The following is a 13,520-nucleotide window of genomic DNA, read 5'->3' on the forward strand; positions in this document are numbered from 1 at the left end:
CCGTGCCGGGCCGCGCTTGATCCTGCTCGGCCGTGCTCGATTCCGTTGATCAAAAGCATGCCTCACGCCACTGACAACGGCCCCCGCGCCCCAAGTCGGGGTGCGGGGGCCGAAGCCGGTCCGGGTAGGCGGTGGCCGGCTACAGCTCCTTGATCCTGATGTCCCGGTACGAGATCACATCAGTGACCCCGTGCACCTGCAGCCCGACATAGCCGGACGCGAACCGCCGCCCGTCCGTGCCGGGGTCGTCACCGCGCGGCGGGACGAAGTCCTGGCCGCCCGTGTTGTCGAACTCGTTGAGCAGCACGCCGTTGCGGTAGACCGAGTAGTGCTGGTCCACCACGCGGATCTCGTAGTCGTTCCACGTGCCCTTCGGGGTGACACCGGCGCCGCCGAGGCCCACCCGGTCGAAGCCGTAGATCGAACTCGTCTTGTACATGTCGCCGTCAGGACGGTCGAGCACCTGCACCTCGTGTCCGTACTTGATGGCGACCCACTCCGGACGCGGCTCCTCCGGGTGGTCGTGGACCTGCGGGAAGCGCACGAAGACACCGGAGTTGGCGTTTCCGTTGCCCGGGGCGTCGTCCCGCCACTGGAGCTTCAGCGAGAAGTCGCCGTACTTGCGCTCCGGGAACCACAGCATGCCCATGCCCGCCACGGAGGTGCTGCTGGTGATCGAGCCGTCGCCGTTGAGGCCGAACTTGCCGCCGCCGACCTGCTCCCACTTGTTCAGGGACTCCTGGGTGCCGTCGAAGATCTTGCGGTAGCCCTCGGTCTGGCCCGGCCTGCCGATGCCGGACTGTTTGGCGGCGCGGTTGATCTTGTTGTACTCGCGCTGGTCGATCTCACCGGCCTTCAGGAGTTTGTCGGTGACGCTCTTGACGTGCTTCAGGAAGAGCGCCTGCGACGTCCATTCCTTCTCGTCCTCGATCAACTCGTTGATGCGGCACCGGTTGTTGGTGACGCGGTTCGGGATGCCCGTGTCGACGGTGCCGACGAACACCGTCAACCGCTCGTCGTACTCCGGGCAGTTGGGCGCCGGAATCCCGCCGCCCTCCGTGACCGTGAAGGAGACGTCCTTCGCCGCCGCCACATTGCCCGCCTTGTCGCTCGCCCGGTACGCCACCGTGTGGCGCCCCACGCGGTCGACGACGACCGGATCGGCGTACGCGAGATAGGGGCCACCGTCCAGGGAGTACTCGATCCTGTCGACCCCCGATTCGGCGTCGGTCGCCGTGACCGTCACCTTCGCCTTGCCGATGTACGCGCCGTCCGAGTCCTTGTCGCCCTCGACCTTCGCGCCGGTCTCCGGCGGCGTCTTGTCCTCGACCGGCGGCGTGACCACGGTGAACTCGACGGCCTTCTCCGCCGCCACATTGCCCGCCTTGTCGGACGCGCGATAGCGGATCTTGTGCGCGCCCGCCGCGTGGACCATGACCGGCGCCGTGTACGCCGTCCATGCGCCGCCGTCCCCGACCGCGTACTCGATCTTGTTGACGCCGGAGCCGGTGTCGGACGCCGTCACGGTGACGGTCGCCATCCCGATGTACTCGCCCTTGTCGTTCTTCTCGCCGGTCACCGTGGCCGAGGTCTCCGGTGGTGTCTTGTCGTCGGTCGGCGGCGGGACCACCGTGAAGTCGACGGCCTTCTCCGCCGCCACGTTGCCCGCCTTGTCGCTCGCCCGGTAGCGGATCTTGTGGGTGCCGACCTGGTCGACGACGACGGGGGCCGTGTACGGCTGCCAGGCGCCGTCCGCGCCGACCGCGTACTCGACCTTGTCGACGCCCGAACCCGCGTCGGTCGCCGTCACCGCGACACTTGCCGAACCGATGTACGCGCCATCGGAGTTGGTCTGCCCTTCCACCTTCGCCGAGGTCTCGGGAGCCGTGGTGTCCTCGCCGCCGCCCTCGGTCACCACGAGGATGCCCTGCATCGCCCCGTGGCCGGGGATCGTGCAGTGGTAGCGGTAACGGCCGGGCGTCAGGTTCACCTCGGCGGTGTGCTTGCCGCCCTGGTCGTCGTTGGGGTTGGCCAGGATGTTCAGCGGTACGTCGTTGTTGTACTCGGGGTCCGAGACGTCGAACGTCAGCGTGTGCGGCATGCCGGTGTCGTTGCCGGTCGCCACGCTGTTCTCGAAGACGATCGTCGTCGCACCCGCGACCGCCGTGGTGGGCGCGGAGGCGTACTCGTCGATGCTGTTGTTCGCCGTCCAGGTCAGGGTCTGGGCGGCCAGGCCCGAGTTGTCGTCGCGCCCGAAGGCCACCGTCGACGTCAGGCCGAGCACCATCAGGAGCGACGCGAGCAGCGCCGTCCAGAGTCTTCGTTTGCGCACGACGGGCTTCATCCCGCCCTCCTTGCCAGGTCGTCGGCGGCCGGTGTGGCCTCGCCGCCCTTGTAAGTGACGTGCCACAGCGCCGACTTGGGGTCCGAGGTGAAGAAGCCGCGGCCGTAGTCGAGTACGTACAGCGAACCGTCTGGGGCGAACTTCCAGTCCATGAGGTTCTTGATGCCGTCGTTGCCGATCGGGATGATCTTCTTCAGGGACTCGGCGTGCGTCGGAAGCCCGCCGCTGCCGACCGTCTTGGGGTCGGTGAGCACCGCGTGGCGCGGCTGGTCGGCGTCGTAGAAGTCACCGACGAACCATTTGCCGTCCCAGTACGAGGGCCACTTGTCGGCGCTCGTGCTCGCCGCGTCGAAGCGGTAGACGGGGCCGTTCATCGTGGCCTGGCCGCCGCCCTTGAGCCACGGAAGGAGCTGCTTCTGCTCCTCCGTCTTGTAGCTCGGCACGCCGTTCGCGTCGCGCGGATAGTCGATGCCGCCGCCCTGCGGCGAGTACCAGATGTTGTTCGGTTCGGCCGGCGGGATGTTCACCAGGCCGTCGTTGTTGGGCGACTCGTTCTTGAGGTTCTTGCAGTCGTACCAGCCGAGTGGCTTCGTCGGGTCCGGCAGATTGCGGTCGCGGTAGGGCTGGTTGTTGCCCATGCAGTACGGCCAGCCGCGGTTGGACGCGTGGGTGATCGCGGCGAACGTGTCGTACTTCGCCGGACCCCAAGTCGTCGACGGCGCACCGGCGTCGGGCCCGACCCAGCCCGCGTACAAGGTGTCGGTCTTCTTGTCGATCGAGATACGCGCCGGGTTCCTGACGCCCATCACATAGATCTCGCCGCGCGTCTTGCCGCCGCCCTCGTCCGGCTCCTTGCCGGTGAAGAGATTGCCATCGGGGAGCGTGTACGTCCCGTCGGCCTCCGGGTGAATGCGCAGGATCTTGCCGTTGAGATTGTTGGTGTTGCCCGCGGTGCGGCGCGCGTCGGCGAAGGAGACGCCCTTGAAGTTCGGCTCCGGGTTGTTGCCCGCGTAACCGTCGCTGAACCGTGATGAGTTGTTGTCGCCGGTCGCGATGTAGAGATTGCCCTTGGAGTCCCAGGCCATCCCGCCGCCCGAGTGGCAGCAACTGTGGATCTGCACGGGCCACTTGAGCAGCACCTTCTCGCTGCCCAGGTCCAGCTTGTTCGTGGTCTGGTCGAGGGTGAAGCGGGAGACATGGCGCTCGGCCATGTGCGTATCGCGGTTGATCTTCGAGTGGGGTGTGTAGTGCAGATACACCCACCCGTTCTCCGCGAATTTCGGGTCCAACTCGATGCCGAGCAGGCCCTCTTCGACCTTGATCAGCTCATCGCCGCCGCCCTTGTTGCCGAAGACGGTGAGCGCTCCCGCGAGGGTCACCTTCTTGGTCTTGGGGTCGTAGACGTGGATCTCGCCCTTGCCCTTGCCGATGTCGGGGTTGTTCCAGTCGGTGACCACCGGCTGCGAGGAGTCCGCGCCGCCGCGGCCGATGTAGAAGACCCGCCCGTCGGGCGCGGTGACCAGGCCGTGCGGCTCGCCGATCTGGTCGTTCTGGCCCGGCTGATTGGCCTGTGTCAGGCGCTCCGCCTTGTAGTTGGCGTTGATCGTCGACTTGCAGTCGGCGCGCGCGATGCGGGTCGTCCACAGCAGGGCGCCGCGCAGATGCTGCCGGAAGTCGGTCTCGTCGTAGGAGTCCGCGGTGCCGCCCATGCCGGTGTAGAAGGAGCGCCCGCCGTCGTAGTCACGGCACCAGGACACCGGGTGGTCCCAGCCGTTCTTGCTCTCGCCCGGCTGGTAGGTCGCCTCGCGCACGCGGGCCACGGTGTGCACGTCGCCTGACGGGTTCTTCGTCCAGTTCAGCCACCGGTCGGGGCGCTTCCACTGCAGCGGCAGGTCCTTGGTGGCGGGGTTCTGGCGGTCGCCCACCTCAACTGTGGCCCGCTGTACGTTCGTTGGGCTGGAGTCGGCGGGGCGGGCACCGATAAGACCGGTGAACCAGGTCGAGTACGGCTCGGCGCGGGCCGCGTCATGGATGCCGAGGAAGCCGCCGCCGGCCTCCATGTAGGCCTCGAGGCCCGCCTCCTGCTCGGGTTCGAGGATGTCGCCGCCGCCGGTCAGGAAGGCGACCGCGTTGAACTTGCCGAGCTTGGCCTCGTTCGTGAAGACCGCCGGGTCGTCCGTCGCCTCGATCCTGAACCGCTGGGCGGCCGGGCCGGATTGGCCGATCTTCTCGATGGCCTCGATGCCCGCGTTGACGACGGGGGACTCGTCGCCGCCCGCCGCCGAGCCGTGGAAGACCAGCACGCGGACGTTCGCCCCGCCGGGCGGGGTCGGCAGGGACATCGTTGTCAACGGCGGTTCCGGATAGGGCCGCGCGGTGGCGGCCTGTGCGGAGAGCGCGCCGGTGACCAGGGCTCCGGAGAGCAGGGCGGCGGCCCAGGCTCGGGGCGGCCGGCGTCTTCCCCGGTCTCTGTGGTCTCTGCGGTCTTTGCGGTCCCTGCGTCTGCTCAACCCTCGTACGCCCAAGGGCCTTTGATGCGGTGTGAGCCGCATGAGTACACCCACCCCTCGTCGGTCACAGCAACAGCGCCGATGAAGCTAGACCTCTTTTCGTCACTCGCCAATAGGTATGACTGCAACAGTGCCAACTTTGTCCTGAGTGTGGATAAACGAAGATCCCCCCAGTACCGTGTGGCCGTCCCGGGGGCAACCTCTGCCCCGTCAGTCTCCGTACCGCAGTGGGGAGTTCGGCATGGACAGACGGAGCTTCAACCGGCGGATGCTCGTGGGTGGCGTGGCCGCGACGGCCGGGGTGACATCGTTGTCGCTGGCCTCCGCCCCCGAGGCGAGCACGGCCGAAGGGCCGAAGACCGCGCCGGCGGGCGGCGAGGTGCGCCGCATCAAGATGTACGCCGAGAAGCTGCCGGACGGGCAGATGGGCTACGGCCTGGAGAAGGGCAAGGCGTCCATCCCCGGCCCGCTGATCGAGCTGAACGAGGGCGACACGCTGCACATCGAGTTCGAGAACCTGATGGACGTGAACGCCAGCCTGCACGTCCACGGCATGGACTACGAGATCTCCAGCGACGGCACCAAGCACACCAAGAGCGATGTCGGGCCGGGCGGGAAACGCACCTACACCTGGCGCACGCACGCGCCGGGCCGCCGCAAGGACGGCACCTGGCGCCCAGGTACCGCGGGCTACTGGCACTACCACGACCACGTGGTCGGCACCGATCACGGCACCGGCGGCGTACGCAAGGGGCTCTACGGGCCGCTGATCGTGCGGCGCAAGGGCGATCTGCTGCCGGACAAGACGTTCACCATCGTCTTCAACGACATGACGATCAACAACAAGGCCGGCCACGACAGCCCCAACTTCGAGGCCACGGTGGGGGATCGGGTCGAGTTCGTCTCGATCACGCACGGCGAGTACTACCACACCTTCCACGTCCACGGTCACCGCTGGGCGGACAACCGCACGGGCCTGCTGACCGGCCCCGAGGACCCCAGCCAGATCCTCGACGACAAGATCACGGGGCCGGGGGACTCGTTCGGCTTCCAGGTGATCGCGGGGGAGGGGGTCGGCGCGGGCGCGTGGATGTACCACTGCCATGTGCAGAGCCACTCGGACATGGGGATGGCGGGGCTGTTCCTGGTGAAGAAGGCGGACGGGACCATCCCGGATTACGAGCCGCATCATGGGGCGGCCGGGTCCGCGCAGAAGTCAGGGTCCGCGGAGAAGTCCGGGGCGTCCGGGCACGACCACGGCTAGAGCGTGTCGGATCGTCATCGGATCGTCAGTCGCCGAGTGCCAGTCTGATGCCGAAGATGCCGATGACGGTGCCGGTGATCCTGTCGAGCAGGCGGCGGGCCCGGGGCTTGCGGAGCCAGCCGTGCAGAACGCGGGCGAAGCCGATGAGAACGGCGGACCAGAGCAGACCGATGAGGATGTGCACGGTGGTCAGCAGGAGGCCCATCGAGAAGTGGCCTGTGCCTGGAGGGATGAAGTGGGACAAGGACGGCGGTGTAGGCGATGTGGGAGGCCGTGAGAAGTGCGGTCACCCCGCCGGACCTGCCCCTTTGCCAGTGGGCCCACGGGAGCTCGCACCGTTCGGCGTCGGCTCCCGGGAAGGCCTTAGGCGTCGGCGCGGAGGTCTCGCAGGATCTCGTCGAGCATCTCGGCCCGGTCCTCCGGATCGGGGTAGGCGTCCGGATCCTCACAGCGGTCGGACCAGCCGGATGACCGCAGGTGCTCCAGGCGTTCGACGAGGCGAGGGCGGATGTCCGGCGAGAGACGGAAATCGTGGCGCATGGCGGCGTAGCTGTATGCCGACAGGAACTCCCAGTGCACGTCGGATGGTTCGAGTTCGCGCAGGAGGCGGTCGTACGCGTCCGGAGTGCCGCGCTTGAGTGCGTCACGGAGGCTGAGCGCGCGGATCTCCGGGACGGGGGAGTCGGCGTGCCGTTGCAGGGCGTCGAACGTGGCCCACGAGTTGCGCTCCTCGGCGCAGACGAGGCCGGCAAGAGTCCTGGCGGCGCTCACGCGGACACCGAGGTCGGCATCGTGCTCGAGCAGGTCGACCAGGGCGTCCACGGCATCGCCCTCCGACGGGGAGCCCTCGGCCATCGGGTCGAGGCCCTCGGCGGCGGCGCTGCGAACCCTGGCGTCGGCGTGCCGCAATGCGTCGAGGAACAAGGGGAGGGGTGGGGCCTCCAGCGGCTCGTCCATGTGCAGCCGTTCGTAGCAGCACAGCAGTTCGCTCAACGCGACGGCGTCGGACGGGCCCGCGGCGAGGCGGTCGAGGGTCTCGCGGATCCGGTCGGACCGGAACACGCCGTTGAACAGCAGCACCGCGGACAGCGCCTCGACGCCGAGCGCCACCCGGTCCGGGTCCGCGTCGTCGCACAGGGACAGGGCCTCGTCGATCAGCAGGCAGCACCGCGCGCGATCCGTCCAGGACTCGTCCTCGGGCTGTTCGGCCAGCTCCGTCAGGACGTCGGTACGTTCGGGGCCGCCCGGAGCGAGGGGGAGTGCCTTCGCGAGGGCGTCGCGGGCGGCGGCGCGCAGCCGCTCCGCCTCGTCGGCGGGCAGTGGTACGGCTCGCCGCACCACGATGCAGGCCAGCGTGACGGCGACACCGAACCGCACCTCGTACGCGAAGCTGTCGGGTCGGCCCGCGTGTGCGAGACCCTGCGCGGTCCAGTCGTGGTCCCGTATCTGGCGGAGCCGTCCTCGCGCATCGTCCCGTGCGTCGGGGGAGATCTCACTCAGGGCCGGGGCGCCGCCGAGGTCTGCCGTCAGAGCCGTCCACTCCCGCAGAAATTCCTCGGGGTCGTCCAGATGCGCGGCGAAGACCGCCTCCGTACGCTCGCGGATCGCGCGGTCGCGGCGCAGGGCGACGGCGAAGGCGCCCGCGAGGGAGTCGAACGGTTCGTCCACCGACTGCTCGCGTGCCATGGCCAGCGCCAACTCCCGCAACGCCCATCCCAGCTCGGCAGTCTCCGCCGTGTCGCCCGCCGCCTTGCCCCGGACCTCCGGGTCCGCGTCCCGCAGCGCGGCGGCCAGGTCCTCGTGCAGCTCTGCCTGCAGGCGCGCTTTCCGCTTCTTGAACATGAGGACACCGTATGCGGCGGCGCTCTGCGGCTACCGGCCCCGCAGCAGATCCAGCAGGTGGGACAGCAGCTGCGCCCTCTCCGCACCCGTGAAGTCCGCGGTGATGTCCCGGTCGGCCCACCCTGTGTCGCGCAACGCCTCGACGCGCTGAATGATCGCCTTGCGCTGGGAGCGCGTAGGGAGGACGAAGCCGGATCCGCCGGGCACGTTCCCCAGGGCCAGGACCAACTGCCAGTGTGCGGACGGGGATTCGAGCCCCGCGAGCAGCCTGTCGTACGCGTCCGGGGCGCCGCGCCGCAGGGCGTCGGCGACACTGTGCGCGCGGATCTCCGGTACGTCCGAGTCCGCCTGGCGCTCCAACGCGTCGGAGGCGATGCGGGCGTGGCGTTCGTCGTCGTACTTGAGCCACCGCAGTGCCAGGGCCGCGCGGCACCGCACACCCGTGTCCGGGTCGTTCTCCAGGAGGCCGACGAGGCCCTCCACGGCTTCAGCCTCCGCAGGGGAGCCGGTGGCCATCGGGTCGAGGCCCTCCGCGGCCGCGGCGCGGACGACGGGGTCGGGGTGGCGCAGCGAGTCGAGCAGCAGCGGGAGGGGCGGGTCGTCCAGGGGCATCGGCATGTGCAGATGGCTGTAGCACTGCAGGATCCGGCTCAGGAGGAAGGGGTTCTCCCGGGCCTCGCGCTCGACGAGACCGTCCAGGACCTCGCGCACCGGGCCGAGCCGGACCACTTCACCGAAGAGGAGCTTGGCCAGGAGCTCGGCTCCCAGCGTCACCAGGTCCTGCTCCCCGCTGGTGCACAGGTCCAGTGCCTCGTCGACGCGTACGCCCGCACGGGCCCGGTCGGTCCATGACTCGGCCTCGGGGGATTTGGTCAACGGGGCGAGGGCGGTGGCCCGTTCGTCGCTTCCAGGCGCGTACGGCAGCGCGTTCCTCAGCGCGGCGCGCGTCTCGGCGCGGAGCCGCTGCGCCTCCTCGTCCGACACCGGCGCGTTCTGGTGCAGCACGACGCAGGCCAGCATGACGGCGATGTCGAACGCCAGGTCGTAGGCGAAGCCGCCCGGCTGTCCGCGGCCGGATATGCCCTCGGCCGTCCAGCCCTCGCGGCGCATGGCGATGAGGCGGCCCCGCATGTCGTCGCGCAGGTCGTCGTCGATGTCCCGTACGGCGGGGCCGCCGCCGAGCTCCGCCGTCAGCGAGGTCCAGGCCCGCACGAAGCCTTCGGGGTCGTCCAGGTGCCGCGCGATGACCTGTTCCGTCCGTTCGCGGATCGGCCGTTCTCGGCGCAGCGCTGCCGCGAAGCCGCTGACCACCGTCCCGGAGAAGTCCTCCGCCCACGGTTCGCGCTCCACGGCCCGCACCAGTTCGCGCAGCGCCCATTCCTGGTCGTCGGTCTCGGCGGCCTCGGTCGCCGCCTTGCTCCGGACCTCCGGGTCCGTGTCCCGCAGCCTGGCGGCCAGCTCCTCATGCAGTTCCGCCTGCTTGCGCGCTCTCCGGTTCGCGAACATCCCGACAGCGTAGGCGGGGCGCCGCGCGGGCCGGAGGCGGGTCCGACGCCCGCCCCCTCAGCGGAGTCACACGCCGATGTCGAGGACTGCCCAAGCCGAGTGCGGCTCCTCCTGTACATAGACCCTCCGGCCACGGCTGACCGTCCGCCGGCGCCCGAGCGGGGTGCCGTCCGGCCGGACGAGCCGTCCGGTCGAGACCGGCCGTACCCGGTCGTGCGTGACCACGGCGTCGACGAGACGGTCACGGTCGTCGCCGTACCCGCCGACGAACATCGCCCGGCCCGCCCACACGGCCAACGCATGCGCGCCCGCAACGGAGTTGAGGCGCGGCCGCACGGTGCGATCGGAGCCATGCGTGCCGTCCGTGCCGTCCATTCGATCCGGGTCGATCTCCAGGAGCGCGAAGTCGTCGTAGGCGCAGGCCCAGACGCCGTCCCCGCTCACGTTGAGCGCATAGCAGTCGTAGATCTCGCCCGCGCCCTCCACCGCTTCGTACGCCCACAGCGGCTCGCCCTCGGCGCTCCAGCAGCGCAGGCCGGGGCCGCTGAGCTCGTCGTCCCCGAAGACGCCTTCGTCGAAGTGGCCGACCCAAAGCCGGCCGGCCGGATCGACCAGGAACTGCTCGATGGCGTCCCCGACGCGGAACGTCCACGACTCGCGGCCCAGCGCGTCGTACACCTGCACATGCTGCTCGCTCCTGCGGCTGCGCGCGTCGGCGACGACGAAGCCCCCGTCCGGCAGCGCGTCGATCCGGGGGAACCGGGCGCGGAGCGCGCTGAGTTCCGTCGTGTGGTTCCGTCCCTCGGCGTCGACGGTGACGACCAGGGCGTCGTACGGCCTGAGGGCGCCGCGCCCGGGCTTCGGCTCGCGCGCGGCCAGCAGCCAGTGCGCGGACCCGAAGGCGTCGACGGTGCTGTGGGCGATGTGACGGTCGTGGTACCTGCGCGGCAGGTGTGCGTACGGGGTGAGGGGCGTCGGAGGCGTTTCCTGAGGGTGCCCGGCAACAGAGGTGCTGTGCCCGGCAACAGGGGTGCTGTGCCCGGCAACAGGGTTGCTGTGCCCGGTAACAGAGGTGCTGTGCCCGGCAACGGAGTTGCTGTGGTCGGCATCGGCCTTTCTGGTCGTCATGTGGAGATCCTGTACGACACACGGATCGTCGTGCCAACCCTTTACCCAGGGATACACGTTGGGTGTACTCCTTGTACGGATCGCCCCTGCGACTTGTCCGGAGCACCCCTGCGACCCGCACGTCCCAGTACGCACGCCGCCGCGAACCGTCCCCCGAGGGAGTCGAGTTGAGCAAGGACAGCGAGTACGACTACGTCATCGTCGGTGCCGGATCCGCGGGATGTGTGCTTGCCGCGCGGCTTTCGGAGGATCCCGCGACGCGGGTGGCGCTCGTGGAGTCGGGGCCGCGGGACCGCAAGCCCGAGATCCGGATCCCGGCCGCTTTCCCGAAGCTGTTCAAGACGCCGTACGACTGGAACTTCTCCACCGCGAAGCAGTCCGCCCTCGACGGCCGTGAACTCTTCTGGCCCCGCGGCCACATGCTCGGCGGCTCGTCCTCGATGAACGCCATGATGTGGGTGCGCGGCCACCGCGACGACTACGACGCCTGGGGCGAGGCCGCGGGCCCAGAGTGGTCCTACGAGGAGTTCGAGCGCTACTTCCGGCGCGCCGAGCGGTGGACGGGCCCGGCGGGCGCAGGCAGCGTCTACGGAACGGAAGGGCCGCTCTGGATCTCGCCGCCGCGCGCACTGAACCCGACCACGCCCGCGTTCCTCGACGCCTGCCGTGCGGCGGGCCTGAGCGAACTGACCGAGCTGAACGGCCCCGACAACGGCGGCTTCGCGCTCACCCCGGTCAACCAGCGCCGCGGCCGCCGCTGGAGCGCCGCCGACGGCTATCTCAGGACGGCGGGGCGCCGCCGCAACCTGCACATCCTGACCGACGCGCGGGTGCGCAGGCTGGAGTTCGACGGGACACGCGTGGCCGGAGTGATCGCCGACGGTGTCGCGGGCAAGCTGATCGCCCGCCGCGAAGTGATCCTCAGCGCGGGCGCCATCGGTTCGCCCCAGCTGCTCCAGGCCTCCGGCGTCGGCGACCCCGACGAACTCTCCAAGGCGGGCATCGAGACCCGCGTCCCCGCACCCGAAGTGGGCCGTCACCTCCAGGACCACCTCGCCTACTCGGTCACCATGCGCTGCCCGCAGCCCGTCACCCTGACCGGCGCCGACTCCCTCGCCAACGTCGGGCGCTTCCTGCTCGGCAGGCGCGGCCCGCTCACGTCCAACGTCGCCGAGGCCGTCGCCTTCATCAGGACGAGGCCCGAACTGACCGCCCCCGACATCGAGTTGATCTACGCCCCCGTGCCGTTCGTGGACCACGGGCTCGTCCCGCCCACCGAGCACGGCATCACCATCGGCGTGGTCCTCCTCCAGCCGCAGAGCGAGGGCCGGACCACGCCCACCCGGCCGGGGGTCTCCGCGCCGCCCCGCATCGACCCCGGCTATCTGACGGCCGACGCCGACATCGCCACCCTGGTCGCCGGGGTGCGCCGCGCCGAGGAACTCCTCGCGGGCAGCGCCCTGGCCCCGTACGCGTCGGGGCCGCTCGAACCGTATCCGGGGACCGTCGACGACGACACCCTTGCCCGGTCGATCCGCGGCTCCGCCGAGACGCTCTACCACCCGGTCGGCACCTGCCGGATGGGCGGCGACGAGCGGTCGGTCACCGATCCGACGCTGCGCGTGCGCGGCGTGCAGGCGCTGCGGGTGGTCGACGCCTCCGTGATGCCGAGGATCACCCGCGGCCACACCCACGCGCCCACGGTCGCGCTCGCGGAGAAGGCTGCGGAGCTGATCAGGGCGGACGCACCGCGGAGGTGACCGGGCGCACCGAGCCGACCGTATTCTGACCGGCGGACGATCCGCAGCAGTCCGTCATCCGCAGCGGTCCGTGATCCGCCGAAGTCCTTGATTCACCGCAGTCCCAGAGGAGCCCCAGGTGACCGAGCCGCCGACGAGCGCCGCCGCGCGCCCCACGCTGGAGGCGGTGGCCGCCCGCGCCGGGGTCTCACGGGCCACGGTGTCCCGCGTCGTGAACGGCGACAAGGGGGTGCGCGACGCGCTCGCCGAGAAGGTCAGGCACGCGGTCGACGAGCTCGGCTACGTACCGAACCGCGCCGCCCGCAGCCTGGTCACCCGCCGCCACGACGCGGTCGCCGTCGTGATCGCCGAACCGGAGACACGGGTCTTCGCCGACCCGTTCTTCGCGCTGCAGCTGCGCGGCATCAGCAAGGAGCTGACCTCGCGCGACGTGCAGCTGGTGCTGCTCCTGACCGAGGGGCGCGACGACCACGAGCGGGTCGGCCGCTATCTGTCGGGCGGCCATGTCGACGGCGCGCTCGTCTTCTCCCTGCACCTCGACGATCCGCTGCCCGGCATCATCCAGGGCGCCGGTGTGCCGACGGTGTTCGGCGGCCGCCCGGGGTGGCCCGACGGTACGGCCACATCGCCGTACGTCGACTGCGACAACCGCGGGGGCGCGCGGGCCGCGGTCCGCCATCTGGTCTCGCTGGGCCGCACCCGCGTCGCGCACATCACCGGCCCGCTTGACCAGACGTCGGCGGTGGACCGGCTCGACGGCTTCCGCGACGTCCTGCCGGATGCGGGCGACGCGTACGTCGCCGATGGCGACTTCACGCCGGCCGGCGGGGAGCGGGCGATGCGCGAACTCCTCGACCGCTGCCCGGACTTGGACGCCGTCTTCGCGGCCAACGACCTGTCCGCGTCGGGCGCGCTCCGTGTGCTCCACGAGCGGGGGGTGCGGGTGCCGGAGGACGTCGCGGTGGTGGGCTTCGACGACATGGTGGCGGTGGCCGAGCAGACGTCTCCACCGCTGACGACGGTGCGGCAGGACATCGAGGAGATGGGGCGGTTGATGGCGCGCATCCTGCTTGCGCGGGGCGGCCCGGAGGAGAGCGTCGTCCTGCCGACGGAGCTGGTGCGCAGGGGGTCGGCGTAGGCGGCCGGACGGACCAGCGCGCCGCACG

Annotated in this window: 9 protein-coding genes; 3 read left to right on the top strand and 6 right to left on the bottom strand. The window is 70.3% G+C overall.

All coding sequences use genetic code 11. The annotated features are described in order from the left end of the window. Positions 1 to 139: 139 nt before the first annotated feature. On the bottom strand, positions 140 to 2,344 hold the full coding sequence (locus AB0G47_RS39215; protein ID WP_360780336.1) for a family 16 glycoside hydrolase: 2,205 nt from the start codon (positions 2,342 to 2,344) through the stop codon (positions 140 to 142). Beyond that, positions 2,341 to 4,686: a ThuA domain-containing protein gene (locus tag AB0G47_RS39220; RefSeq protein WP_360780339.1), complete on the bottom strand. Its 2,346-nt coding sequence runs from the start codon at positions 4,684 to 4,686 to the stop codon at positions 2,341 to 2,343. Before AB0G47_RS39220 ends, AB0G47_RS39215 begins: the two co-directional genes overlap by 4 nt. A 409-nt stretch (positions 4,687 to 5,095) precedes the next feature. Here AB0G47_RS39220 and AB0G47_RS39225 point away from each other — a divergent pair, with 409 nt between their 5' ends. Next, complete coding sequence (locus AB0G47_RS39225) at positions 5,096 to 6,118, top strand: multicopper oxidase domain-containing protein (protein ID WP_360780342.1); 1,023 nt, start codon at positions 5,096 to 5,098, stop codon at positions 6,116 to 6,118. A gap of 25 nt (positions 6,119 to 6,143) precedes the next feature. On the opposite strand, the gene AB0G47_RS39230 is transcribed toward AB0G47_RS39225, so the two are convergent. The 4 genes from AB0G47_RS39230 to AB0G47_RS39245 all read right to left on the bottom strand — a co-directional run bounded on the left by AB0G47_RS39230 (position 6,144) and on the right by AB0G47_RS39245 (position 10,594). Continuing rightward, positions 6,144 to 6,362: a LysE family transporter gene (locus AB0G47_RS39230; RefSeq protein ID WP_360780345.1), complete on the bottom strand. Its 219-nt coding sequence runs from the start codon at positions 6,360 to 6,362 to the stop codon at positions 6,144 to 6,146. Positions 6,363 to 6,481: 119 nt separating this feature from the next. Continuing rightward, the gene (locus AB0G47_RS39235) at positions 6,482 to 7,960 is read right to left on the bottom strand and encodes a HEAT repeat domain-containing protein (RefSeq protein ID WP_360780348.1); all 1,479 of its coding nucleotides are present in this window, start codon (positions 7,958 to 7,960) and stop codon (positions 6,482 to 6,484) included. Between the two features lie 30 nt (positions 7,961 to 7,990). Continuing rightward, the gene (locus AB0G47_RS39240) at positions 7,991 to 9,466 is read right to left on the bottom strand and encodes a HEAT repeat domain-containing protein (RefSeq protein WP_360780351.1); all 1,476 of its coding nucleotides are present in this window, start codon (positions 9,464 to 9,466) and stop codon (positions 7,991 to 7,993) included. A 66-nt stretch (positions 9,467 to 9,532) separates the two neighbouring features. Continuing rightward, on the bottom strand, positions 9,533 to 10,594 hold the full coding sequence (locus AB0G47_RS39245; protein WP_360780353.1) for a hypothetical protein: 1,062 nt from the start codon (positions 10,592 to 10,594) through the stop codon (positions 9,533 to 9,535). Between the two features lie 167 nt (positions 10,595 to 10,761). On the opposite strand from AB0G47_RS39245, the gene AB0G47_RS39250 reads away from it, so the two are divergent. After that, the gene (locus AB0G47_RS39250; RefSeq protein WP_360780356.1) at positions 10,762 to 12,354 is read left to right on the top strand and encodes a GMC family oxidoreductase N-terminal domain-containing protein; all 1,593 of its coding nucleotides are present in this window, start codon (positions 10,762 to 10,764) and stop codon (positions 12,352 to 12,354) included. Between the two features lie 118 nt (positions 12,355 to 12,472). Continuing rightward, complete coding sequence (locus tag AB0G47_RS39255) at positions 12,473 to 13,492, top strand: LacI family DNA-binding transcriptional regulator (RefSeq protein ID WP_360780359.1); 1,020 nt, start codon at positions 12,473 to 12,475, stop codon at positions 13,490 to 13,492. Positions 13,493 to 13,520: the final 28 nt, after the last annotated feature.

This window comes from Streptomyces sp. NPDC021622 (assembly GCF_040640795.1).
GTDB lineage: Bacteria > Actinomycetota > Actinomycetes > Streptomycetales > Streptomycetaceae > Streptomyces.